The following is a 23,467-nucleotide window of genomic DNA, read 5'->3' as shown; positions in this document are numbered from 1 at the left end:
CATGTTCATCGCCATGAATCGCTTTCGCGTCGCCAAGGGCTCGGAGGCCGCTTTCGAGCAGGTCTGGGCGTCGCGCGACAGCCACCTCGATAAGGTGCCGGGCTTCGTCGAGTTTCATCTGTTGAAAGGGCCCGAGGCCGAGGATCACACGCTTTACGCCTCGCACACGATCTGGGCGAGCCGTGCCGCCTTCGAGGATTGGACACGCTCGGAGGCCTTCCGTGCCGCGCACAAGGGCGCCGGCGACCACAAGGTGATGTATCTCGGTCCGCCGCAATTCGAAGGCTTTGAAGTGCGGCAGACGGTCGGCGGAAAGTAAGCGCCGACAAACAGGCGCAACAATAGGTTACAAAAAAAATGCGGCCCCGGTCAGATGCGGCAACTGACGGGACCGCTGCGCATGATCCTTGACGGGGGGCCTGATCAAACGCCGGATGAGGCTAGCCTTGCCGTGTTACGTAGTCGTGACAGTCGCATGATCGAACCGCAGCAAGCTTTCGCTGCAACTCTCGTGGTGTTACATCGTCTTGCGATACACGATGAACCCCGAACGCTCCGCGACCTTGTCATAGAGCGCCTGCGCGACAGTATTGGTCTCGTGGGTCTGCCAATAGACACGCGGCGATCCGGCACGCCGGGCTTCGTCATAGACCGCCTCGATCAAAGCGCGCCCAACGCCCTTGCCGCGCGCGGCGTCCGCCGTGAACAGATCGTTCAAGTAGCAGAGCGGTACGATCGCCGTTGTCGTGCGGTGAAAAAGATAATGCGCAAGCCCCAGCAATGTCCCGCCGCTTTCAGCGACCACCGCATGCACCGGCTCATAGGCGTCGAAGAAGCGCGACCACGTCGTTGCGGTCACTTCCGCCGGCAGTGCAGTCGCGCCGCTGCGTCCATAGAAGGCGTTATAGCCGTCCCAGAGCGGCAGCCAGCGGTCGTAATCCTGGCGCGTGATGGCGCGAATGGTCAGTGCGTCGGACATCGAAGGTCTCACCATGTGAACGAACCTTCGATACGCGGCATGTCTTACAGGATCAATCCGGCTCGGATGTTTGTTGTGTGGGCGGCTCGGCGGCGCGGACTTGGACCACCGGACCGTCGCTGAGCGGCCACAGCGAGAGTTCGCCGCGGCGCTCGATGGCGATGACAAGGGAGGCGGCCAGCAGGATCGCGAGAGCCAAGCTGACGGCAACGATTACGACAGTTGATTTCATCGCCATGTGGTGCGCGCGAGACGATCATCGCCTGTTGTCGCGAAAACCGCGATGGGTTGTCATAATGGCCTGAAGCTACGTGGGGATGGACAGGCTGGCTTTGATCGTCAGCACCGCGATGGTGACACTGACGCAAAGTGACAGCGTGCCGACGGCGATGATCGCGGCCACCATGTTGGTGAAATGCGAGGAGAGCGTGAGTGTCGTCTCGCCGTGAAAGCCGGCCTCCGACAGGTTCGGGCCCGAGCCACGTCGTTGCGACGTTCGCAACGGATGGCTGCGGGGAAGCCTTGTAGACTTCACGAGCGGGGCGCGAGGCGACCGAACCATGAACCGGAATCCCTTACCCGTACATGCACGGGCGAATCACCCGCAGAAGTAAATTCTAAGGGAATGGCAGGCAGGATTGCGGCGGTGCGCCATGGAAAAAGGCAGAATCGAGGCAGTGCAGGGGTTTGTTCCCGCTAATCCGGGTTTTTTACCCGATATTTTGCTTTTGGGGCCGACTGCCCATCAGTCGTAGTCGGCGGCGATTCCGGCGCTGTCGGCCACGTCGGCCGGTTGCCAGTCCATCGTCACGAAGCCGGGGGTCTGCTCGACCCGCCGCAGCCAGGACCGCACTTTCGGAAACGTCGAAAGATCGTAGTCGCAGCGGTCGGCGACATGGGTATAGCCATACAGCGCGATGTCGGCCACCGTGAGCTGGCCGGCGGCAAAGTAGTCGTTGCCCTTGAGATGATTCTCCATCACCTGCAGCGCCGCATAGCCGCGCTCCATCCAGTCCTCCAAGGCGTGCGTCTGCAGGTCGCGCCCACCCTTCACCAGCAAGAGCCAGAAATAGGCCGCGCCGATGTTCGGCTCCAGCGCGTGCTGCTCGAAGAACATCCATTGCAGCGCTTCGGCGCGCTCGATGCGGGATTCCGGCACCAGGGGCGTGCCGCCAGCGACATACCAAAGGATCGCATTGGACTCCGCGATGAAGCGCTCATCGCCGACCTCGAGCAGCGGCACCTGGCCGCTCGGGTTCTTGGCGAGGAATTCAGGCGTGCGGCTTTCGCCGCGCAGGATGTCGATCTCGACCGCCTGATAGGGCGCGTTCAAAAGCGCGAGCGCAAGGCGGACCTTGTAGCTGTTGCCCGAGCGCTGCATCGAATAGAGCTTGTACATTCGGCCGTTTCGGTTTGACGAAGCTTGCGATGGAAGGAAGCGCCACGCGCAGTCTACCAGAGCAGGATAGCAAATCATCCCGCAATGCGGCCAGACAATGATGCCGAAGGCGGCGCGCTGCAAGGGCCGGCGGCTGGAAAAAGTCGAAAAGCACTGCCGCAGTGCAGCGGCCAGCAACAACTTGCCCGCCCGTTCAAACAAATGAGATCACGCTTGCGCGATATGCGCCTGCACGGCGATCTCGGCAGCGCGATCATTCCACGCGCGTCGCATGGTGAGGGTGAATAGCATCAGCATGACGATCAGGCCGAGCGGAACGGTGGTGAGGCCGGCGACACTGCGTGATAGCAGCGGCACGATCCAGGCCGCGCCAAGCAGGCTGATCTCATAGTCGCGAAAACCGTGCGCAAGACCGTGGCGGACGAAGAAGATGATCGAAACGGCGAGCACGACGAGATCGTAATCGAGCACGTAGGGCGTCGCCAGCAGGCTCGCGGTGGCCAGCGCCGAAGCCTTCAAATCGAATGCGGCATCGCTGTGCCAAAGCCAGGCAACGCTCGCTGCGAGCGTCAGCGCAAGCAGCATCTGCATGGCGTAGGCAGTGTGGATGTCGGCGCCCCAATGCCGCACTGCGGAGAAGATCGACTGGATCTTCTCCCAGCCGGTGCCACCCTGTTCGAGCACCACGGTCTGCGTGAAATTCATCGATTGAAAGAAGGCATGCCACACCTCGCTGCCGAGCGTGGCAAAGCTGATGGCGACCAGCGCCGCCACCGTGGCGGCGGCCGCCGCAATGGCCGACCAGCGCGAGCCTGCCAGCAGCGCGAGCGGGATCAGCACCCCGAATTGCGGCTTGTAGGCGAGCAGGCCGATCAGCACGCCGGCGAGCCAGGGCTTGCGCTCCAGCGCGAGCATGGCCCCACCCAGAAGGGCCGCGGTGAAGAACGCGTTCTGGCCGTGGCCGATATTGACGAACACTGCCGGGAAGGCTGCCGCCACGAGCAGGGTTTCCGGGCGCGGTAGCATTGCACGCATCACCGCGAGATACATCGCAAGGCTCGCAAACACCCACAGCGCCAGTCCGCCGGCATAAGGAAGGAGCGCCGTCGCGGCGGCGATGGCGAAGAAGAACGGCGGATAATGCCAGCCGAAGAACGGCACGTCGCGGCCGTCGAACACGGCCATCTCGGCGGCGTGCTGCAGCGGCGGGTCGTAGGCATCGGCCGCCTTGCCCTTCAGGGTCAGCACCCCTGCCGCATAGACATTGGAGAAATCGGTGCCGATCGGCTTGCCGTTGCGGTCGACCAGATGATCCGAGAGCGCGATCCAGCCCGCGATGGCCACCACCGCGAGCCCCAGCAGCATCAGGCTGTAGGTTCTGATCCGCGCGGCCGTCAGCCAGTCGCCGGATCGCAAGGCGGCAAGGAAATCGTTCATTTTCGGCCGGCAAATTCGAACAATGTTACGTGGCAGCCTAGCCGGGCGGCTTTAATGTTCCCTAAAGTCTTGGGAGCCATGTGTCCAAGCTTCTTGCGATGCCGCGCCGCACGCCTTACGATGCGGCGTTTCCCAAACATGACAAGTCGTGGCCGAAGAGCGGTTCACGACGCCTGCATAGGAGCTGATGATGCCTTTCCTTGCCGCTGCGCTCGACCGTGTGAAGCCGTCCGCGACCATCGCGGTCACGGACAAAGCGCGCGTCCTCAAAGCGGCGGGCCGCAACGTCATCGGCCTCGGCGCCGGCGAGCCGGATTTCGACACGCCGGAGAACATCAAGCAGGCGGCGATCAAGGCGATCCAGGACGGCAAGACCAAGTACACCGCGGTCGACGGCATCCCTGAGCTGAAGGAAGCCATCATCGCCAAGTTCCAGCGCGAGAACGGGCTCAGCTACAAGCCGAACCAGGTCATCGTCGGCGTCGGCGGCAAGCAGGTGCTGTACAACGCGCTGATGGCGACCATCAATCCGGGTGACGAGGTGATCGTGCCGGCGCCCTATTGGGTCAGCTATCCCGAGATGGTCGCGCTCGCCGGCGGCGAGCCGGTACCGGTGGTCTGCACCGCCGAGCACGGTTTCAAGCTGCAGCCGCAGGCCCTGGAAAAGGCGATCACGCCGAAGACCAAGTGGCTGATTCTCAACTCGCCGTCGAACCCGACCGGCGCGGCCTACAGCAAGGCCGAGCTGAAGGCGCTCACCGACGTCCTGGTCAAGCATCCGCATGTCTGGATCATGACCGACGACATGTATGAGCACCTGGTCTATGACGACTTCGTGTTCACCACGCCGGCGCAGATCGAGCCGAGCCTGCTCGACCGCACGCTGACCGTGAACGGCGTCTCCAAGGCTTATTGCATGACCGGCTGGCGCATCGGCTACGCTGGCGGGCCTGCGCAACTGATCAAGGCGATGGCGACGATCCAGTCGCAATCGACCTCGAACCCGTGCTCGATCGCGCAATGGGCCGCAGTCGAGGCCTTGAACGGTCCGCAGGATTTCATCCCGAAGAACAACAAGATCTTCAAGGAGCGGCGCGACCTCGTGGTCTCGATGCTCAACCAGGCGAGCGGCATCGAATGTCCGCGCCCTGAAGGTGCGTTCTATGTCTACCCGTCCTGCGCCGGCACGATCGGCAAGACCGCGCCGTCGGGCAAAGTGATCGAGAACGACGAGGCGTTCGTCACCGAATTGCTGGAAGCCGAAGGCGTCGCGGTGGTGCACGGTTCGGCGTTCGGCCTCGGCCCGGCATTCCGCATCTCCTACGCAACCAAGACCTCCGACCTCGAGGACGCCTGCAAGCGCATCCAACGCTTCTGCGGCAATTTGAGGTAATCGGGCAACAGCGCCCTCGAATCCGGAACTGTCAATTTCCGCCCGGGAAAGCGCCATGTTTTCAACATGGCGCTTTTCTTGTGTCTGCAACGCAAGTTTGTAGCGTTGCGGAGTTCGAGTTTTGACGCGCCGGGTCCTGCCGTCGATCGTGTTGTTGGCTTGGTTCGCACCGGTCGCGCAGGCCCATTATCTCCGGCCGATGCGTGTCGGCATCCTCGAATGCGAAGGCCATCGGCATCCCGGCTATTTCGTGACCTCCTCTGCACGCCTGCGCTGCTTGTTTCGCAGCCAGGGCTATCGCCCCGAGCGCTATGCCGCGCGGCTGCGCCGCTTCGGGATTGATCTCGGCGTCACCGCGCGGACCAGGCTGGCCTGGGCCGTGACTGCACCGGTCAACGAGTTCGGCCGCAGCGAGTTGCGCGGGCGCTATGGCGGCTTCACGGCCAACGGTTCGGCCGGCGTCGGCTTCGGCGGCAATTTCCTGTGGGGCGGACCTGATCGTGCAGCGGCGCTGCAGCCGATCAGCCTGCAGGGCCAGATCGGCCTCAACATCGCCGCCGGCGTCGTCGAGGTCGAGCTGCAGCCGATTCTGCCACTGCATCGCAGTCCGAGCCATCCGTCGTCCCACCTCGAACTATTCTATCGTTGAGCCCGCGAGAGGCGCGCAGCGCTGCGACGATTTGTCGACCTGATCGGTGTGAAGAACTTCGCGGACGAAGCGGAGTGGATGAATGGAGGTTCAGGAACGCGAGCATCCGCCGCGTCTCCATGGGGTTTCCGCGAGTCGAAATCGCTTCGTCGCCGTTCGTCTTGATTGTCTTTCGCAGCGAAGATGCTTTCGCCTCCTGGTACGAACTCCTTCATTGTGCCATAGATGCGGTGCGCGGTTGATCGCGCTCCTGATCGCCGGGCCTGCATCATCTTTCATTTCATCCGGAGTTTTTGTTCATGCGCTCGTCTCTCCTTGCGGGGCTCGCGGCCATCGTCGTGGCGGCCACCGGCGCCGGCGCTCATGCGCAACAGATGGACCGCGTCCGCGTCGGCGTGCTCGAATGCCGCGGCGGCACGAGCATCGGATTTATTGTCGGCTCGGTCACTCATCTCGGCTGCGTGCTGCGCGCCGATGGCTTGCCCGAGGACCGCTATATCGCGACGATCCGGAAGGTGGGCGTCGACCTCGGCATCACACAGGAATCGACGCTGGCCTGGGTGGTCTATGCGCCTGTCGCGCGGCTCGGGATCGGCGATCTGTCGGGCGACTACGCCGGCGCCCAGGGCTCGGCGGCGGTCGGCGTCGGCCTCGGCGGCAACGTGCTGATCGGCGGCTCCGCCAATTCGATCGCGCTGCAGCCGCTCAGCGTGCAAGGGCAGGTCGGCCTCGCCGTGTCGGCAGGACTCGAAAGCCTGGAACTGCGTCCGGGTCGTTGATCTTCCTTTTGTAATCTTCCCTTTGTCGTGAACACGGCCTCTCTCCGTAAAGCCCCGGGGAGAGGAAGCGTCTCTGCAACGCAGCGACGTTTTCCCGCTTGCCAAAGTAGCTCGCCAGGCAGAGCATTAGCCTTCGCCGACCCAATCAAGGGCCGAGCTCCAGATCAAGGAGGCGGCGAATGGGACAAGACGTCAGAAGTCCCCGCGGTCCACGGTGCATCGCACTGGTGGGCCCTTTCCAAAGCGGTAAAACCACTCTGTTGGAAGCGATCCTGGCGCGGACGGGCGCGATTGCGCGCGCCGGCAGCGTCGACGCCGGCACCTCCGTCGGCGACGCCAGCCCTGAGGCGCGCCATCATAAGATGAGCATCGCCCTGACGGTCGCGACCACGCAATTCATGGGTGACAGCTACACGTTCCTCGACTGCCCAGGCTCGATCGAATTCGCGCACGACATGCGCGGGGCGCTGCCTGCGGTGGACGCCGCGATCGTAGTCTGCGAGGCGGACGAGAAGAAGCTGCCGCAGTTGCAGATCATCCTGCGCGAACTGGAAGAGCTCGGCATTCCGCGTTTTCTGTTCCTGAACAAGATCGACCGCGCCAATGCGCGGATCAGGGACACGCTGGCGATCTTGCAGCCGGCCTCACGGATGCCGCTGGTGTTGCGACAAATCCCGATCTGGAACGGCGAGCTGATCGAAGGTTTCGTCGATCTCGCGCTGGAACGGGCCTTCGTCTATCGCGAGCATAAGGCTTCCGAGGTGATCGCGCTCGAAGGCGGCGATCTCGACCGTGAGAAGGAGGCGCGCTTCTCGATGCTGGAGAAGCTCGCCGACCATGACGACGCGCTGATGGAGCAGTTGCTCGAAGACATCCAGCCGCCGCGCGATGCCGTGTTCGATGATCTCGCCCGCGAACTGCGCGAAGGGGTGATTTGTCCGGTGCTGCTCGGCTCGGCGCTGCGCGAGAACGGCGTGCTGCGCCTCCTGAAGGCGTTGCGCCATGAAGCGCCAGGTGTGGCCGAGACCGCGAAGCGGCTCGGCGTGAAGGACCAGAAGGAAGCGCTCGGCTACGTTTTCAAGACGCTCCATCTGCAGCATGGCGGCAAGCTGTCGTTGACGCGGCTCCTGGCCGGTCATCTCGACGACGGCGCCACGTTGCATGCGGCTTCGGGCGAGACCGCGCGGGTCTCCGGTATTCTTGCCGCCAACGGCAGCTACGATAGCAAGCGCGCGGCCGCGGAAGCCGGAGACACCGTTGCACTTGGCAAGCTCGACCCGGTCAAGACGGGCGACACGATCGCGACCGGCAAGAGCGCGCCTGCGGCACTGACCAAGGTCGAGCCGTGCTCTCCGGTGCTCGCGATCTCGATCGCCGCTATCGACCGTAAGGACGACGTCAAGCTGGGTCAGGCACTGCTCAGGCTGAGCGAAGAGGATCCGTCGCTTTCGATGGTGCAGAACCAACGCACCCATGACACGGTGCTATGGGGGCAGGGCGAGATGCACCTGCGAGTCGCGCTGGAGCGCTTGCGTGACCGCTTCGGCGTCAATGTCAAATCGCATGCGCCGGGAATCGGCTATCAGGAAACCATCCGAAAGCCCATCACCCAGCGCGGGCGCCACAAGAAGCAGTCCGGCGGCCACGGCCAATTCGGGGATGTCGTACTCGAGATCAAGCCGTTGTCGCGCGGCGAGGGTTTCAAGTTTGCCGAGACCGTGGTCGGCGGCGCGGTGCCGCGCAACTACATCCCGGCGGTGGAAGAGGGCGTCGTCGATGGGCTTGCGCGCGGCCCGCTCGGTTTCCCCGTGATCGACGTCGCGGTGACGTTGACCGACGGCTCCTATCACAGCGTCGACTCCTCCGATCTCGCGTTCCGGACCGCGGCCCGGATCGGTCTCAGCGAGGCGCTGCCGCAGTGCCAGCCGGTGCTGCTCGAGCCGATCTACACGGTCGAGATCGTCTGTCCCACCGATGCGACCGCCAAGATCAATGCCATTCTGTCGGCGCGACGCGGCCAGATCCTCTCCTTCGACACGCGCGACGGCTGGCCGGGCTGGGATTGCGTGCGGGCGATGATGCCGGAGGCCGAGATCGGCGAACTGATCGTCGAATTGCGCTCCGCCACCGCCGGGGCCGGCAGCTTCACTCGCCAGTTCGACCACATGGCCGAGGTGGCGGGGCGCGCCGCCGAGCACATCATCGCTTCGCATCGGGATGCGGCCTAAGGACTAAGCCCCTCGTTCGGCTGCGGGCCTCCCCTCCTGAACGGGGGGAGGTTTGCTCTTGCTTCACGTCCTTGTGTGATGTATTTTACATCATTGTCTTGGTTCTAAGCATCAGTTATGATGCTTGTCACGTGAGGCCAGTGTGATCACGTCGTTCCAGATGCGGGCAGCGCGAGCGCTGCTCGGGATAGATCAGAAAACCTTGGCCGAGCTGGCCGGTGTGTCCTTACCGACGATCCAGCGGATGGAAGCCTCTACAGGCAACGTCCGGGGCGTCGTGGATACGCTGACCAAGGTCGTCGATGCGCTCAATCGTGCGGGCGTGGATCTGATCGGCGAACATACGCGCAGCGAGAATGGCGGGCGCGGTGTTCGTCTGAAGGAGCCGGGACCGCCTCCGCCGCGTGGGCCGTCAAATATTGAGGCTGAACGCGATGACGCGTCATAGGCTTGCGCCGCACGGCGGAGCCGGCGCGTTTCGTCGTGCTTGAGACATCGTTGCGTGGCGGGAGCCGGCCGATGATACGACGGGAGCATTGTAAATGAGCATTGCCAGTGAGCGCGTGACGCGGAGCCGGGGCGCGGAGCATCAGCCGACTTTCGCCGAGCTGTTTTCGCCCAAGCTGCTGACTGTGCTGCGCGAAGGCTATGGCCTCTCCGACCTCCGGGCGGATGCACTCTCCGGTCTTACCGTTGCGATCGTGGCGCTTCCGCTCTCCATGGCGATCGCGATCGCCTCCGGCGTCTCGCCGGGACGAGGGCTCTATACCGCCGTGATCGGCGGCTTCCTGGTGTCGCTGCTCGGTGGCAGCCGTTTCCAGATCGGTGGCCCGGCCGGCGCTTTCATCGTGCTGGTCGCCCATACCGTCGATGTCCAGGGCCTCGACGGCGTGATCCTGGCGACCATGATGTCCGGTGTGATCCTGGTGATCGCGGGCTACTTGCGGCTTGGCACCTACATCAAGTTCATCCCCTATCCGGTGACGGTCGGCTTCACGGCAGGCATCGCCGTGATCATCTTCGCAAGCCAGCTCAAGGATCTGTTCGGCATCACGCTGACGGAAAAGGAGCCCGGCGAATTGCTTCCGAAGCTGGTTGCGCTGGCCCATGGCGCGCCGACGACCAACATCCCTGCACTCCTGCTCGCCGCGGCCGCGATTTTGATCATCGTCGGGTTGAAGCGGCTGCGCCCGACCTGGCCCGGGATTCTGATTGCTGTCGCCGTTGCCGCTGTCTTCACCTGGGCCTTCAACCTTCCGGTCGAAACCATCGGTACCCGCTTCGGCGGCATCCCGCGCGAGCTGCCGCTGCCGGCCCTGCCGGCCTTCTCGCTCGCCAAGGCGGTGGCTGTGTTCCCGGATGCCATCGCTTTTGCGCTGCTGGGTGCGATCGAGTCGCTGCTGTCGGCCGTCGTTGCCGACGGCATGACCGGCCGCCGGCACCGCTCCAATTGCGAACTGGTGGCGCAGGGCTTTGCGAATGTCGGTTCGGCGTTGTTCGGCGGCATCTGCGTCACCGGGACTATCGCCCGTACTGCGACCAATGTGCGGGCCGGCGCGCGCGGCCCTGTCTCCGGCATGTTGCACTCGGTATTTCTGATGCTGTTCATGCTGATCGCGGCACCGCTGGCGAGCTACATCCCGCTGTCCGCGCTCGCCGCCGTGCTCGTGGTGGTGGCTTGGAACATGGCCGAGAAGCACGAATTCATGACCCTGATCCGCTCCTCCTGGGGCGATGCCACCGTGCTGCTTTCGACTTTCCTGCTCACGATTTTCCGCGATCTCACCGAAGGCATCCTGGTCGGCTTCGCGCTCGGCGCCGTCCTCTTCATCCACCGCATGGCGCAGATGACGGGTGTGGAGGCTGGTACGCCGCTGGCGACGGAAGACCGGCCGGACTTCGACGACGCGCGGGTGCCCTATGATCCGAAGCTCGGTTCCGACAAGGACGTGCTGATCTACCGCATCACCGGCGCCTTCTTCTTCGGCGCCGCCTCGACCGTGGGCACCGTGCTCGATTCGATCGCCGATCGCCGCAAGGCTTTCGTGGTCGATTTTTCCGCCGTGCCGTTCCTGGATTCGACCGCCGCCAACGCCATGAGCCGGGTGGCCGCGAAAGCCAAGCGCCAGGGCATCAGGCTCTTCATCACCGGCGCCTCTCCCACTGTCCGCCGTGCTCTCCTGACCCATGGCGTGCGCCCGCCGTTGGTGCGCTATCGCGAGACCATCGAGCGGGCGGTGAGCGACATCAAAGGCGGCGAAGCACCGCCGGATATCGCGGCCGAGGCGCTGGCCGCGAGCTGATGCTCATTCCGCCGACGGCTTTCTCCTGATCGATAGGAACCGAGCCGGCGGAGCGGCTTTAGAAGCCCGATGTCCGGCCGGTCAATGCTGGCCCGGCTCCGTTCACCCTCTCCCCGGTGGGCGAGGGGGAACGCATCTGCGATGGGCGCCAGCTCACCAATACGTTCGCTTTGAAAACAGCGCTGGCATCGGCTGCTTTTCATGCTCGACGATCTCCGGAACCTGATCCTTGCCCTCGCCTTGAGCGCGCTCGCCGGCTTCGTCGACGGCATCGGTTTTTTGCATCTGGGCGGCCTGTTCGTCTCCTTCATGAGCGGCAACGCGACCCGCATGAGCGTCAGCCTCGCTGAAGCGCAGTGGTGGGAGGCGGCCTATGCGGCCGGCCTGATCGGCCTGTTCGTGGCGGGCGCGGCGCTGGGAAGCCTGATCATGCGCTTGCGCAGCGCCTATGCGCAGTCTCTGCTGTTGGTGGTCGAGGGTGGCCTGCTGGTCGCGGCGACGCTTTGTCATCTGAAGGGCCTGCCCCAGAGCGCGGTGGCCGGCATCGTGGTGGCCATGGGCCTGGAGAATGCAGCCTGTCAGATCGGCGGGGCCGGCGGGCTCGGCCTGACCTATGTGAGCGGCGCGCTGGTCAAAGTGGCCAGCAACTCGCGGTAGCCTTGACCGGCGGACCCCGGTTTGGCTGGGTGCCGAACGTCCTGCTCTGGGCCGCGCTGGTGGCGGGCTCGGCCGCTGATGCCTGGGCTTATCCGCAGCTCAATCTGATGGCGGTCTGGATCGCGGCGGCCTTTGCGCTGCTGCTAGCCCTGTACGCCGCCGCAGCCGTCGAGCCCAAGCATTGACCAGGCCTTGACCGCAAGCATTGACAGCACCGCGCGCTTGGCCAATGTCACCGCCATGACCGCTCCCAAAGCCCGCGCTGCCTGTTTGATCGGCTGGCCCGCCGCGCATTCGCGCTCGCCCCTGATCCATCATCACTGGCTCCACAAGCTTGGGATCGCCGGCGGCTATTCGATCGAAGCCGTGCCGCCGGAGGAACTGGCCGACTTCGTCACCCATCTCTCCAAGCACGGCTTCATCGGCGCCAATGTCACGATTCCGCACAAGGAGCGCGTGCTCACATTGACGCAGCCAGATGCCCGCGCCCACGCGGTCGGCGCCGCGAACACGCTGTGGTACGATGACGGGGTACTGCGATCGACCAACACCGACGTCGAGGGCTTCATCGAAAATCTCGATGCTTCGGCGCCTGGCTGGGACCGTACCGACGAGGCGCTCGTGCTGGGTTCCGGCGGCGCGGCGCGCGCCGTCGTGTTCGGGCTGCTCGAGCGCGGCATCGGCCGCGTTCATGTCGTCAACCGCACGCTGGCGCGGGCCCAAGGCCTCGCCGATCAGTTCGGCGCGTGCGTGCTGCCAACGCGCTGGGACGGCATCGGTGCGCTGCTGCCGCGCGCCGGCCTGTTCGTCAACACCACCTCCCTCGGCATGCACGGCCAGCCGCCGCTCGAGCTCGACATCGGCGCATTGCCGGAAAGCTGCGTGGTCGCTGATCTCGTCTATGTGCCGCTCGAAACGCAATTGCTGGCAGCCGCGCGGGCGAGGGGACTGCGGACCGCCGATGGGCTCGGCATGCTGCTGCACCAGGCTGTCCGCGGTTTCGAGCTGTGGTTCGGGGAGCGGCCGCAAGTGACGGCGGAACTCCGCGCGCTGGTCGAAGCCGATCTCACAAGGGCTTGAGCGCGGAATAAGCGCGAAGGTGGAGCGTATCTATCTTCGTCCCCCGCACGCGTCGTGTGGGCCGCGGATGGGAATTCATCCGCGGCAAGCCTCGGAGCTCATCATGCCTGTTCGTGTCGTTCTGGTCCGCCCGTTTGTTACAGTCGTCATGCTTGCATCGACATCCCTTTTCGCGCTCGCCCAGCAGGCGCCGGTGCCGACGCGCGTGCGTGGCACGGTCGAGACCACCGATGGCGATGTGATCACGGTGAAGTCGCGCACAGGCGAGGACGTCCGGCTGCACATGACCGGCGATCTCCGCGTGGTCGGCGTCGTCAAGGCGCAGCTCGCGGATGTGAAGGTCGGCTCCTTCATCGGCGTCACCACGCTGCCGGGTCCGGACGGCGCGCCGAAGGCGGTCGAGGTGCACATCTTTCCGGAGAATATGCGCGGCACGGGCGAGGGCTCGCGGCCGTGGGACCTGAAGCCGAACTCCAGCATGACCAACGCCACGGTCTCGGAGAGCGTCGTCTCCAATGACGGTCACACGCTGCTGGTCAAATACAAGGGCGGCGAGAAGAAGGTCGACGTGACACCGGAGACGCCCGTCGTCACCTTCTTGCCCGGCGACAAGTCCGAGCTCAAGCCGGGCGCCAAGGTGATCGCCTTCATGAAACAGCTGCCCGACGGCTCGTTCGAGACCAGCCGTGTCAGCGTCGGCCGCGATGGAATAACGCCGCCGATGTAACAGCCGCCGCTTCGTTGCGTAATACCCTCATATCCAGCTGCGCGCTGTCACCTGAATAGCTCCGTTGTGGTCGGGTCGCAGGTTGTGGATTGTTCCAGCATCCGGAGAGGTTATGTCGAAAATGTTCTCTTTTGAAGTCGGGCCTTGCGGCGCTTGCGCTCGGTCTGGTCTCCACGCTTGCTCTCGCTCAGCAGCCGTCCACAGTCCGCATTCGGGGGCAGATCGAGGCGATCGACGGTCCCGTGCTCGCCATCAAGACGCGAGATGGCAACGAGGTGAAGGTCCGCATGACCGATGACGTTGCGGTGTTCGCGGTTGTCAAGACCTCCTTGGCCGAGATCAATGATGGCTCCTATATCGGCGTCACCGGCATGCCTCAGCCCGATGGCACCCAGAAGGCGATCGCTGTTCACATCTTCCCGGAGAATCAGCGCGGCGCGGCAGAAGGCTTCCGTCCCTGGGACCGCCAGCCGAACTCGACCATGACCAACGCGACCGTGGCACAGACGGTGAAGGGTACCGACGGCCAGAACATCCTGGTCAAGTACAAGGATGGGGAGAAGAAGGTCGTGGTGCCGCCGGGCACGCCGATCGTGACCTTCGTCGCCAGCGATAAGTCCGAAGTGAAGGTGGGGGCGCAGATCATCATTTTCGGAGCGACCAAGAAGGACGACATGCTGGAAGCCAACCGCGTCAACGTCGGCCGCGACGGCATCACGCCGCCCATGTGACTGCTCCTGCCCTCTCTCCTTATGGGAGCGAGTGCTTGCGAAGCCGGCTGCGGCGTCTGTTTCCAACCAGCTTTTTGGCGGCACAAACCCGAACGTTCGACCACGCCGGCACGTCTCGCCGGGACTCGATCGGCCCGAGACTGATTGCGGGTGGCAGGCGACATGGGCGCTGCTCCGCAAAGCCGCCATTCTCGGAAATAGTTGGCGCGCCGGCTCACTCACCAAACAAAAAAAAGGCCGTCGAACTTATCGTTCGACGGCCTTTTCGGTGCGCATGTGATGAGGGGACAACCTTGGGGATGGTTCGGGTCATCACACCGACCGAATGCAGCGATCAAGATCTAGGCCGGGTCCATTTTCATTCCCTGCGATCTGGTCACTCAACCATTGGCAAACGGTCTATCGGAGGACACATGAGCGGGTAACTCGGGATTACGCGAGGTAGTAGACTTACGGGGAAAGCGCCTCCAGCGCCAAGATCCGGTCAGCCTGGGTACGTTCACGGCGCCGCTTGGAAACCGAGAGTTGATCCTGATCAACTCGACGGATAGCGGGCCTGCTATCAGGTTTGCTGGCTGTCGCTGGGGAAAGCGCTGTGCCTGGTAAATCCGTGATCCATGTCGTCGAAGATGATCGAGCGATGCGCGAGTCTCTGCTCGATCTGCTCGAAGACGCCGGCTACACGGTCCGCACCTACAAACGGGCTGAGGAATTGCTGGCGCGAGGCGCGGGGCTGGAGCCCGGTTGCATCGTGAGCGACGTCCGCATGCCGGGCGTGGATGGTCTCACACTCCTGCGCCGGCTTCGGGCTGCCGGCGCGATGTTGCCGTTCATGCTGATCACGGGCCATGGCGACGTTTCCATGGCCGTGGCGGCAATGAAATTGGGCGCAGTGGATTTTCTGGAAAAGCCGTTTGAAGCCGATGCGCTGCTGGCCGCTATCGATCTGGCCCTGCGTCCCCAGCAGAGCTATATCGGGACAATCGACGCCGAAACGGCGCGCCGCTGCCTCCAAAAGTTGACGCCGCGGGAAGACGAGGTTTTCAAGCGTCTGGTGACCGGAAAAGCCAACAAGGAGATCGCCGTCGAACTCGGCATCAGCCCGCGTACCGTGGAATTCCATCGGGCGCATATCGTTGAAAAGCTGGCGGCGAAAGGGCTGCCGGATCTCGTCCGTCTGTGGCTCTCAAGCCAACTCTCGCCATCGTAAATGAGCGACCAGGCAGCCTCTCAAGGTGCGCGCGACGGGGACACAGTTGACCAGCTGTCAGCCTACGAGGGGCTCGACAGCGAGATCGGACTCATCAATCTTCAGCCGACAGCCACGCAAAATCGTATCGCGCGCAGAGCCGTCGTGCTTCTATTTTTCACCGTTGCGATTGTTGCTCCCTTCGCGTCGATCACGCTGCCGATCTTCGCCGCGTTCATACCGTTCCTGAACGCCACGATTCTCGTCACCGATCTGATCACGGCCATTCTGTTGTTCGCCCAGTTCTCGATCTCCCGGTCACGCGCATTGCTGGTACTTGCGGGCGGCTATCTTTTCACGGCGCTCATTGTCATTCCCCATGCGCTGACTTTTCCGGGCGCCTTTGCTCCGGCAGGCTTCCTCGGCGCTGGTATCCAGACTACCGCGTGGCTCTATATTTTCTGGCATTTTGGCTTCCCGGCGGCTCTCTCTGCCTATGTCTTGCTGAAACGCGACCCGTCCGGAATTCGGGGCCCGATCCGGTCTGCTATCGGCCGATGCGTGGCGATCACGGTTGCAATCGTATTGGCATTGACAGGAATCGCAATTGCGGCAGATCCGTATTTGCCGCGCCTTTTCACAAGCGCAACGGATCTCACGATGCTGGGTACGTTCGCCCCGTTGGTCGACTTGCTGTTTTGTGCGCTCTCGCTCGGATTGTTGTGGGTATATCGTCGATCTATTCTCGATCTCGGGTTGATGGTGGTGGTTTGCGCGATGATCGGCGAACTGGCTCTTACTGTGGTTCGCTTTAGTCTTGGATTTTACGTCAGCCGCATGCTTTCAATCGCCACCTCGACGATTGTGCTCGTCATCCTGCTTGCAGAGACGACCGGACTGTACACGCGCCTTGCTGGTGCGAATGCGATGTTGCGACGCGAGCGCGACAACAAGTTGATGAACTTGGAGGCGGCGGTTGCGTCGATCTCGCACGAGGTCAAGCAGCCCCTTGCCGCCATCGTGATGAGGGGAAGCACCGCTTTGCGATTCTTGGGCCATACCCCGCCTGATGTCGGGAAGGCGCGGTCGGCCCTCAACAAGATCGTCACCGAAGGACGCCGAGCGAGCGAGATATTCGATAACATTCGCGACCTGTTCCGGAAGTCCAATCGCCGGCGGATGGCGATCGATGTGAACGCAATGATCTCAAGCATTGTGGAGAGTTTGCATTTCGAGTTCGCAGAACACGACATTGAAGTGCAAACGGAACTTCAGCCGGGGCTGCCGCTCGTTTGGGGGCATCGGGGTCAATTGCAGGACGTCCTCCTCAACCTGATTCGCAACGCCATCGAGGCCATGGATGCAAGCGAAGGTAAACTCCGGGTCCTGAGATTGACGACCGAGCGGCGGCTGAACGATGGGATCGGCATCAAGGTCACGGACACCGGACCCGGCATCGATCCGGAGAAGCTCGACACCATCTTCGATGCTTTCGTGACCACGAAATCTCAGGGAATGGGGTTGGGACTGGCCATCTGTCGATTGATCGTGGAGCGCCACGGCGGGCAACTCTTGGCGTCGTCTGCAGAAGGCGGCGGCGCGCAGTTTGAAATCAATCTGCCCGTCGAGCTGTGCCCCAACGCGGCTGCGAATTGACGACCGGCTCGGCGCCGCTCTCATGGTTCAATGCGCCTCGGAGCGGCGCTGGACCCGTAGATCTACCACCTCGCAATCTACCGAGCTACGGAACGGTGCCCGACCCGCTAAGTCTCCTGCATACTTGAAGTGATTGTAGACCGGGATCTGAGCCTCGTGCTCCGCTACCGCGTCGACATAAAGGAGGCCGCCGAATTTCGGTTCGGCGGCCTCAATTTGCTGTCGTCTCATATGGTCGGCGGGAGCGACTTTGTAGCCACAATCAGGCTGCGGCCTCGCGTCAGTTGCGTCCGCGCCCTAATTCGCCAGCACCTTTCGGTCGATCTCGGCGATGGTGTTGACGCCGCAGAGCCCCATGGTGGTGTTGAGCTCGTTCCTGATGATGTCGATGGCCTTCGCCACGCCCATCTGGCCGCCGGCGCCGAGGCCGTAGGCATAGGCGCGGCCGATCATGCAGGATTTCGCGCCGAGTGCGAGCGCGCGCATCACGTCCTGACCGGAACGGATGCCGCCATCGAACATGATCTCGATCTTGTCACCGACCGCGTCGACGATGCCGGGCAGCACATGGATCGACGACGGCGCGCCATCGAGCTGACGGCCGCCATGGTTCGAGACCACCAGCGCCTGCGCACCGGTCTCTGTCGCAAGCTTGGCGTCCTCCACGTCGTGAATGCCCTTCAAGATCAGTTTGCCCGGCCAGATCGAGCGGATCCAGTCGATGTCCTTCCAGTTCAGGCTGGTGTCGAATTGCGATGCCGTCCAGGCCGACAGCTTGGTGAGATCTTCCGTGTTCTTGACGTGGCCGGCGATGTTGCCGAAGGTGCGGCGCTTGCCTTGCAGCACGCCCTTGACCCAGGCCGGCTTGGTCGCAAAGTCGAACAACTTGGACAACGACCATTCCGGCGGCACGCTCATGCCGTTCTTGATGTCCTGGTGGCGCTGGCCGATCACCTGCAGATCGACGGTCAGGCACAGCGCGCTGCACTTCGCGGCGATCGCGCGCTCGATCAGCGCCTTGATGAAGCCGCGGTCTCTCATCACGTAGAGCTGGAACCAGAACGGCTTCTCCACGCTGCCGGCGATGTCCTCGATCGAGCAGATCGACATCGTGCTCTGCGTAAACGGGATGCCGGCCGCCTGCGCGGCGCGGCAGGCGTGAATCTCGCCGTCGCCATGCTGCATGCCCAGCAGGCCGACAGGGGCGAGGACGATCGGCAGCGCCGACGGCTCGCCCAGGATCGTGGTCGACAGATCGCGCTTGGAGACGTCGACCAGGATGCGCTGCCGGAATTTGATCTTCTGCAGGTCGTCGCGATTGGCGCGCAGGGTCTCCTCGGCATAGGAGCCGCGATCGGCATAGTCGAAGAAGGCCTTCGGCACGCGCCGCTTGTGCAGCTCGCGCAGATCCTCGATGCAGGTGATATGCTTCATCGCTGTTGGCTCCCGGCCCCGTCTTGCTTTTGATGCGCGGGGTGTCATCTAGCATCTTTGCGGCGGCTGCCAAATCGAACTTGGAACAGGACGCAATGCCGGGGAGTCAAGGTAGGGCGAGACAGAAGACGGGGCGAGATGAAAGGGCTCCCAGCCATGAGCGCGAAACCAAAAGACCGGGACGCCACGGACAAGAAAAAGGACACGGAAAAGGCGCGGCTCGAAGCGGAGCTGGAGGAGGGGCTGGAGGAGACCTTCCCGGCCTCCGATCCCGTGAGTGCGACGCAGCCGGCCCCATCCCGGGACAAAGGTAGCGGAGAACGCCGCGAGTAGTACGGGCTTGATCTGGCAAATATTAATGTTAACAACGGGTTAGGTGTGGCTTCGAAGTCTCGCGGTAACGATTCATCATTTTTTTTGAAGCCATCTTCGCAGTAACGCGATTATAACCCCGCAGCTGGCCGGTGAATTGGAACGGATCCGTTGATTCGTCGCCCGGCACGGAATCCAGGGGCTGTTGCTGGGGGTTTTATGAGCCGTAACTATTTTGGGACCGACGGGATTCGTGGCCGCGCCAATGGCCTGATCACGCCGGAACTCGCGCTCAAAGTCGGGCAGGCCGCGGGTCTACTGTTTCAACGCGGCGAGTATCGCCATCGCGTCGTGATCGGCAAGGATACCCGCCTCTCGGGCTACATGATCGAATACGCCATGGTGGCGGGCTTCACCTCGGTCGGCATGGATGTGATGCTGGTCGGCCCGATGCCGACCCCGGCGGTCGCGATGCTGACCAAGTCGATGCGCGCCGATCTCGGCGTCATGATCTCGGCCTCGCACAACCTGTTCGAGGACAACGGCATCAAGCTGTTCGGCCCGCAGGGTTTCAAGCTCTCCGACGAGGTCGAGAAGCAGATCGAGCAGTTGCTCAACGAGCCGCTCGAGAAGAAGCTCGCGCAGAGCGCTAGCCTCGGTCGCGCGCGCCGCATCGACGGCGTGCATGACCGCTACATCGAATTCGCCAAGCGGACGCTGCCGCGCGATCTCTCGCTGGACGGCCTGCGCGTCGTGGTCGATTGCGCCAACGGTGCCGCCTACAAGGTGGTGCCGGAAGCGCTGTGGGAATTGGGCGCCGACGTGATCGCGATCGGCGTCGAGCCGGACGGTTTCAACATCAACAAGGAGTGCGGCTCGACCTCGCCGGAGGCGCTGTGCCGCAAGGTGCGGGAGATGCGCGCCGATATCGGCATCGCGCTGGACGGCGATGCCGACCGCGTCATCCTGGTCGACGAGCGCGGCCACATCGTCGATGGCGATCAATTGCTCGCGGTGATCGCGCAGAGCTGGAAGGAAGACGGACGATTGGCGCGGCCCGGCATCGTTGCGACCGTGATGTCCAATCTCGGTCTGGAGCGCTTCCTGCAGGGGCAGGGCCTGGAGCTGGTGCGTACGCCGGTCGGCGACCGCTATGTGCTCGAACGCATGCTGGCCGACGGCTACAACCTCGGCGGCGAGCAGTCCGGCCATATCATCCTGTCCGATTACGCGACCACCGGCGACGGCTTCGTCGCCGCGCTGCAAGTGCTGGCGACGGTGCAGAAGCTGCGGCGTCCGGTCTCCGAAGTCTGCCATCGCTTCGATCCACTGCCGCAGATCCTCAAGAACGTACGCTATCGCAGCGGCAAGCCGCTCGACGATGCCGATGTCAAGGCAGCGATCGACACCGGCCAGAAGCGCCTGAACGGCCATGGCCGGCTGCTGGTGCGTTCCTCCGGCACCGAGCCCGTGATCCGCGTGATGGGCGAGGGCGATGACCGCATCCTGGTCGAGGAGGTCGTCGACAACATCGTCGATGCGCTCGGTCAGGCCGCTGCTGCCGCGGCGTGAGCTGTTAGCCCATTCGAGCTTTGCGACGAACTGCGCCGGCCGTCATTGAATTGACGGTCGGCGTCGTCGTCTTTGCCGCTCGTACCTGATCGGCCTGCGATGAGGGGGCGATGCGAGCGAGTTGTTAGTTCGGCCGTAGTCCGGTTTCGGCGCCCGGCGAGATCTGCGTCCGTTCTTTCATAGATCGATTGCTGTAAGTTGTTAGTTATTTGATGGGCACGCAATGCGTGTATTTGTGCTGTGTCCATGCGGCTGCGCGCGATCAAGCAATTATCAACCTTAATTATTAGGGTTAAGTGGCGCTTAAGCATTTGACGTCATCGTGTAGCCGTCAGTTTTGATGTGGGCCTCGAATTTCGCCCCCACCGCGCTAAAGGGACGAAGCAATGCGTAGCGTTATGTCTTTGATCGCCGCCGGAGCGGCCTCGCTGTTTTCTACACTGGCCTTTGCGGCCGATATGCCGATCGCGCCTCCGCCCATGTACGCGCCGCCGCCGGCCGCGGATTTCGGCGGTTGGTATTTGCGCGGTGAGATCGGTTTCAGCAACCAAAGGACCAGTGACGTTCATTACACCCGCGAGTCGGCCTATACGCCGATGACGTCATTCAACCAGACCTCGGCGTTCGATACCGCCGGCATCTACGGGGTCGGCGTCGGGTACCGCTTCAACAACTGGTTCCGCGGCGACATCACCGGGCAATATCGCGGCAATTCGAACTTCAAGGGGACGGACCGCTTCACCGCAACTGCCTTCGGCATCCCGTATTCCGGCATCGACAACTACAGCGCCAGCAAGTCCGAATGGCTGGTTCTGGCCAACGCCTATGTCGATCTCGGCACCTGGTGGTGCATCACCCCGTTCATCGGTGCGGGCGTCGGCGGCGCGCGCGTGACCATCTCGAACTTCACCGACACCGGCATCAACAGCTTCACGGGCGCTCCGAGCTTCGCCAGCGCGCCGAGCGCCTCGAGATGGAATTTCGCCTGGGCGGCCCATGCGGGTCTCGCCTATCAGGTCGATCCCAACCTCGTGCTCGAACTCGCCTACAGTTACGTCAACATGGGCGAAGGACGGACCGGCGTGCTGTCGGCCTATGACGGCACCACCACCGGCAACTACTTCAAGTTCAAGGACATCACCTCGCACGATCTGAAGCTCGGCGTGCGCTGGAATTTCGACAGTCCGCCGCCGCCTCCGATGATGCCGCTGATCCGCAAGGGCTGAGCGGACACCTGAACTGACGACTTGCCGACGGCGCGGGCTTTCCCGCGCCGTTTTGCTTTGTTTGCGCTCCATGTCCGCTCGACCAGGGGATGAAAGAATTGCAGCTCGGCAATTTTAGACACGAATGATTAAGGTTAACGCGCGATGATCTCGGTCAGAGTTCAGTTGTCCGATTTGGAGCGTTGCGATGCGTCGCGTTGTGCTGGCGGGTGTGATCTGCGGTTTCGTTTCTGCTGCTGCTCACGCCGCCGACCTGCCGGATCTTCCCGTTCTGCGGGGCAGCTTCACCGACGGCCTCACCACCTCTCAGGTCAACTGGGAGGGCTTCTACATCGGTGGACAGGGCGGCTACGGCTCGTCGGATGAGAAGTTCAGCGGCAGCAATCAGACGATGACGGCCGCGTTGCTCGCCAACACTACCATCGAGAGCAGTTATGGTGTGTCACAGTGGCCGCTTCCCTTCGGCAAGACGACCGCGCAAACCAGCGCCTATGGCGCCTTCGCAGGATATAATTCGCAGTGGGACGACGTCGTGCTGGGCGTTGAGATGAGCTATATGCACGGCTCCTTCGGAGGCACCTCGTCCGCCAGCATGTCGCGTGCATTCAATTCCCCGGTCAACGGCTTCTATCACGCCGTCACGTCGACGGCTACGTCGTCCATATCGATCTCCGACATGGCCACCATTCGCGGCCGGGCCGGCTACGCGATGGGCAGTTTCCTGCCTTACGCATTCTTCGGGTTGGCACTGGGAAAGGCCGATATCACCCGGGGCGTATCCGTCGACGACAATTATGCGACGACTTACGCGGTTGCGGTCTCCCCCTGCAACAGCGCAACGCCCCCGTTCTGCGCGACGCTGAGCGCGTCTGAAGGGCAGCACAATCGTCTGATCTACGGCTATTCCGCCGGCCTCGGTGTCGACGTCAATCTGATCGCGGGACTCTTTGCCCGCTTCGAGTACGAATACGTTCGCTTCACGACCACAGTCGACACGAACATCAATACCGTTCGCGCCGGTCTCGGCTACAAGTTCTGAGACTTTCAAAGATCTGCCGATCGCTCGTGGCGGTTGACACCGCCACAGACACCTGCTGCTCTGCGACTATCACGAGGCAGCGACATGAAAATCTACGGCGATCGCATATCCGGCAATTGTCTCAAGGTGAAATGGGTGTGCGACCTGCTCGCATTGCCCTATGACTGGATCGACATCGACGTCGTCAAGGGCGAGACCCGCACCTCCGGCTTTCTCGCGCTCAATCCCTGGGGGCAGGTGCCGACCGTCGTTCTCGCCGACGCGCGGATCTTGACTCAGTCCAACGCCATCATCCGCTATCTGGCGCGCGACAGCGTGCTCATTCCGGCCGATCCCTTCTCGGCTGCGCAGATGGATTCCTGGCTGTTCTGGGAGCAGTACAGTCACGAGCCATATATCGCGGTGGCGCGGTTTCAGGTCGCCTATCTCGGCAGGCCGGTCGATGCGCTCGACCGCAATCTGTTCACGCGCGGCTATCGGGCGTTGGACCACATGGAGCGTCAGCTGAACGCCACGAGCTTCCTGGTGGACGATACGCTCTCGCTTGCCGATATCGCACTGCTCGCCTATACGCGCATGGCGCATGAGGGCGGCTTCGATCTGTCGCGCTATCCGGCGCTGAGGCGCTGGATTGCCGTCGCGGAAGCCGAACTCGGTCTGCAGCCTGCGGCCTGAGA

Annotated in this window: 25 protein-coding genes; 19 read left to right on the top strand and 6 right to left on the bottom strand. The window is 63.0% G+C overall.

What is annotated here, in order from left to right:
• Position 1 precedes the first annotated feature (1 nt).
• On the top strand, positions 2-319 hold the full coding sequence (locus QX071_RS22630; RefSeq protein WP_315704882.1) for an antibiotic biosynthesis monooxygenase: 318 nt from the start codon (positions 2-4) through the stop codon (positions 317-319).
• 198 nt (positions 320-517) lie between these two features.
• Here the strand turns inward: QX071_RS22630 and QX071_RS22625 are convergent, their stop codons facing one another.
• The 5 genes from QX071_RS22625 to QX071_RS22605 form a co-directional block, all read right to left on the bottom strand.
• Positions 518-979, bottom strand: coding sequence for a GNAT family N-acetyltransferase (locus QX071_RS22625; protein WP_315704881.1), 462 nt, complete (start codon positions 977-979; stop codon positions 518-520).
• A gap of 52 nt (positions 980-1,031) precedes the next feature.
• Positions 1,032-1,217, bottom strand: a complete 186-nt coding sequence (locus QX071_RS22620) for a hypothetical protein (protein WP_315704880.1) — start codon at positions 1,215-1,217, stop codon at positions 1,032-1,034.
• 69 nt (positions 1,218-1,286) lie between these two features.
• Positions 1,287-1,541 (bottom strand): hypothetical protein, encoded by a 255-nt coding sequence (locus tag QX071_RS22615; protein ID WP_315704879.1) that lies wholly within the window; start codon positions 1,539-1,541, stop codon positions 1,287-1,289.
• A gap of 183 nt (positions 1,542-1,724) precedes the next feature.
• Complete coding sequence (locus QX071_RS22610; protein WP_315704878.1) at positions 1,725-2,378, bottom strand: glutathione S-transferase family protein; 654 nt, start codon at positions 2,376-2,378, stop codon at positions 1,725-1,727.
• Between the two features lie 207 nt (positions 2,379-2,585).
• The gene (locus QX071_RS22605) at positions 2,586-3,815 is read right to left on the bottom strand and encodes a glycosyltransferase family 87 protein (RefSeq protein ID WP_315704877.1); all 1,230 of its coding nucleotides are present in this window, start codon (positions 3,813-3,815) and stop codon (positions 2,586-2,588) included.
• A 190-nt stretch (positions 3,816-4,005) separates the two neighbouring features.
• On the opposite strand from QX071_RS22605, the gene QX071_RS22600 reads away from it, so the two are divergent.
• From QX071_RS22600 to QX071_RS22540, 13 genes are all read left to right on the top strand, one after another.
• Entirely contained in the window at positions 4,006-5,208 is a 1,203-nt protein-coding gene (locus QX071_RS22600) for a pyridoxal phosphate-dependent aminotransferase (protein ID WP_315704876.1), read from the top strand.
• Between the two features lie 121 nt (positions 5,209-5,329).
• Positions 5,330-5,857: a DUF992 domain-containing protein gene (locus tag QX071_RS22595; RefSeq protein ID WP_315704875.1), complete on the top strand. Its 528-nt coding sequence runs from the start codon at positions 5,330-5,332 to the stop codon at positions 5,855-5,857.
• A gap of 299 nt (positions 5,858-6,156) precedes the next feature.
• Entirely contained in the window at positions 6,157-6,636 is a 480-nt protein-coding gene (locus QX071_RS22590) for a DUF992 domain-containing protein (protein WP_315704874.1), read from the top strand.
• A gap of 179 nt (positions 6,637-6,815) precedes the next feature.
• Positions 6,816-8,864, top strand: coding sequence for an elongation factor G (locus QX071_RS22585; RefSeq protein ID WP_315704873.1), 2,049 nt, complete (start codon positions 6,816-6,818; stop codon positions 8,862-8,864).
• A gap of 142 nt (positions 8,865-9,006) precedes the next feature.
• Positions 9,007-9,312 carry a helix-turn-helix domain-containing protein gene (locus QX071_RS22580; protein WP_315704872.1) on the top strand — a complete coding sequence of 102 codons (306 nt, stop codon included), beginning with the start codon at positions 9,007-9,009 and terminating at the stop codon, positions 9,310-9,312.
• Between the two features lie 94 nt (positions 9,313-9,406).
• Positions 9,407-11,167 carry a SulP family inorganic anion transporter gene (locus QX071_RS22575; RefSeq protein WP_315704871.1) on the top strand — a complete coding sequence of 587 codons (1,761 nt, stop codon included), beginning with the start codon at positions 9,407-9,409 and terminating at the stop codon, positions 11,165-11,167.
• Between the two features lie 201 nt (positions 11,168-11,368).
• Positions 11,369-11,824, top strand: a complete 456-nt coding sequence (locus QX071_RS22570; RefSeq protein WP_315704870.1) for a YoaK family protein — start codon at positions 11,369-11,371, stop codon at positions 11,822-11,824.
• Between the two features lie 2 nt (positions 11,825-11,826).
• Positions 11,827-12,009, top strand: a complete 183-nt coding sequence (locus tag QX071_RS22565; RefSeq protein WP_315704869.1) for a hypothetical protein — start codon at positions 11,827-11,829, stop codon at positions 12,007-12,009.
• Between the two features lie 55 nt (positions 12,010-12,064).
• Complete coding sequence (locus QX071_RS22560) at positions 12,065-12,904, top strand: shikimate dehydrogenase (protein WP_315704978.1); 840 nt, start codon at positions 12,065-12,067, stop codon at positions 12,902-12,904.
• Positions 12,905-13,052: 148 nt separating this feature from the next.
• A complete protein-coding gene (locus QX071_RS22555) occupies positions 13,053-13,631 on the top strand; it encodes a hypothetical protein (RefSeq protein ID WP_315704977.1) in 579 nt (192 codons plus the stop codon).
• Between the two features lie 131 nt (positions 13,632-13,762).
• Positions 13,763-14,362, top strand: a complete 600-nt coding sequence (locus QX071_RS22550; protein ID WP_315704868.1) for a hypothetical protein — start codon at positions 13,763-13,765, stop codon at positions 14,360-14,362.
• A gap of 595 nt (positions 14,363-14,957) precedes the next feature.
• The gene (locus QX071_RS22545) at positions 14,958-15,572 is read left to right on the top strand and encodes a response regulator transcription factor (protein ID WP_315704867.1); all 615 of its coding nucleotides are present in this window, start codon (positions 14,958-14,960) and stop codon (positions 15,570-15,572) included.
• A complete protein-coding gene (locus tag QX071_RS22540; RefSeq protein ID WP_315704866.1) occupies positions 15,573-17,207 on the top strand; it encodes a sensor histidine kinase in 1,635 nt (544 codons plus the stop codon).
• Positions 17,208-17,504: 297 nt separating this feature from the next.
• Here QX071_RS22540 and QX071_RS22535 read toward each other — a convergent pair whose 3' ends face one another.
• The gene (locus QX071_RS22535; protein WP_315704865.1) at positions 17,505-18,641 is read right to left on the bottom strand and encodes an alpha-hydroxy acid oxidase; all 1,137 of its coding nucleotides are present in this window, start codon (positions 18,639-18,641) and stop codon (positions 17,505-17,507) included.
• 156 nt (positions 18,642-18,797) lie between these two features.
• On the opposite strand from QX071_RS22535, the gene QX071_RS22530 reads away from it, so the two are divergent.
• The 5 genes from QX071_RS22530 to QX071_RS22510 all read left to right on the top strand — a co-directional run bounded on the left by QX071_RS22530 (position 18,798) and on the right by QX071_RS22510 (position 23,465).
• Positions 18,798-18,974 carry a hypothetical protein gene (locus QX071_RS22530; RefSeq protein WP_315704864.1) on the top strand — a complete coding sequence of 59 codons (177 nt, stop codon included), beginning with the start codon at positions 18,798-18,800 and terminating at the stop codon, positions 18,972-18,974.
• A gap of 198 nt (positions 18,975-19,172) precedes the next feature.
• Positions 19,173-20,525 carry a phosphoglucosamine mutase gene (gene glmM / locus QX071_RS22525; protein ID WP_315704863.1) on the top strand — a complete coding sequence of 451 codons (1,353 nt, stop codon included), beginning with the start codon at positions 19,173-19,175 and terminating at the stop codon, positions 20,523-20,525.
• A 386-nt stretch (positions 20,526-20,911) separates the two neighbouring features.
• A complete protein-coding gene (locus tag QX071_RS22520; RefSeq protein ID WP_315704862.1) occupies positions 20,912-21,751 on the top strand; it encodes an outer membrane protein in 840 nt (279 codons plus the stop codon).
• A 187-nt stretch (positions 21,752-21,938) separates the two neighbouring features.
• A complete protein-coding gene (locus tag QX071_RS22515) occupies positions 21,939-22,790 on the top strand; it encodes an outer membrane protein (RefSeq protein ID WP_315704861.1) in 852 nt (283 codons plus the stop codon).
• 84 nt (positions 22,791-22,874) lie between these two features.
• Complete coding sequence (locus tag QX071_RS22510; RefSeq protein ID WP_315704860.1) at positions 22,875-23,465, top strand: glutathione S-transferase family protein; 591 nt, start codon at positions 22,875-22,877, stop codon at positions 23,463-23,465.
• Positions 23,466-23,467: the final 2 nt, after the last annotated feature.

The sequence above is a fragment of the Bradyrhizobium sp. SZCCHNS1022 genome, from assembly GCF_032484835.1.
GTDB lineage: Bacteria > Pseudomonadota > Alphaproteobacteria > Rhizobiales > Xanthobacteraceae > Bradyrhizobium.
Note: the sequence above shows the minus strand (reverse complement) of the source record. Positions and strands in the feature narration are given on the sequence as shown.